The 897-nt window shown below is 41.4% G+C and carries 2 protein-coding genes; one reads left to right on the plus strand and one right to left on the minus strand.

All coding sequences use genetic code 11. The features are described from left to right. Window positions 1-329: sodium-dependent bicarbonate transport family permease (locus A3739_RS03150; RefSeq protein ID WP_197471997.1), on the minus strand; the 329-nt coding region annotated here is incomplete at its 3' end. Window positions 330-511: 182 nt separating this feature from the next. Here A3739_RS03150 and A3739_RS03155 point away from each other — a divergent pair. Beyond that, entirely contained in the window at window positions 512-880 is a 369-nt protein-coding gene (locus A3739_RS03155; protein WP_068500275.1) for a ribosome recycling factor family protein, read from the plus strand. Window positions 881-897 lie beyond the last annotated feature (17 nt).

An 897-nucleotide genomic window follows, 5' to 3' on the forward strand; every position in this document is an offset into this window, starting at 1 on the left:
TACGTCAGCACAACCGCAAAGGTACCGGCACTAACCGAACCATAGTGAGCTGCAATACTGCTGGCGTTGGCGAGAGATACGCCACAGACAAAACGTAAGATAGGAAGAATTAATAAAGGGCAAATCGCTCCAACTAAGGCGACGGTTAACATCTCCCATATCAAGTTAGTCGAAACACTACCAAATAAGGCCATACCACCCTTCAATCCGATGGTAAGCATTAATAGTAAACTCAGGGTATCGTAGGCTTCTTTTGGAATACTCAAATCAGATTTGAGAAGCCCGGCAACTAGGCCGAGCAAAAAAAACATGACAACGATATCAGGCATAGTAAGTCTTTCGCACAGAACAGTAGCCAAACGGCTATGCAAATCAGAAGAGACAACAAAGGCAAGCGCGTTTTTATTGGTCAGCCTTTATTGCCGCGAGACTATTGTAAAAGTATTTGTTAGATTCTCATAGCATATAAAACAGCTATATTTCTGAGACCCTCTAAAAATATCCCTCTAAAATGCCTCAATTTTTTCGAATCCAACTGAATAGTTTTATTCGCCGTGTCGAAAATGCGCAGGATCTTAAATGCCTTATAAAAGACCAAGGTGTGACATTAACGCGTAGAGGACGATCTCGAAATTGGACAATCGAACTCAATACAGAACAGTCCATCAACTTACAAAAGAGTATTGAATCAGCGAAACAAGAAAGCTGGCTATGGGTTGCAAATCTGCTTAAGAAGCAGCGACCAGAATTAAATTTGAAAGACCTAAAAACGCTTGCCAAAGAACATTGGCCAATCAGCGTTAATCAACTCATGAGGCTCACAGACTGTACGAGCGCACAAGCTAGGCTAGTTATTGACGAAATTGAATGGTCAGAATAGCAAGTACTTACTTATTG

It is taken from the genome of Oleiphilus sp. HI0067, assembly GCF_001635735.1.

Excerpts from the sequence above, each read along its gene's own strand:
- A3739_RS03155 (WP_068500275.1), top strand. The coding sequence starts at position 512 with ATGCCTCAATTTTTTCGAATCCAACTGAATAGTTTTATTCGCCGTGTC.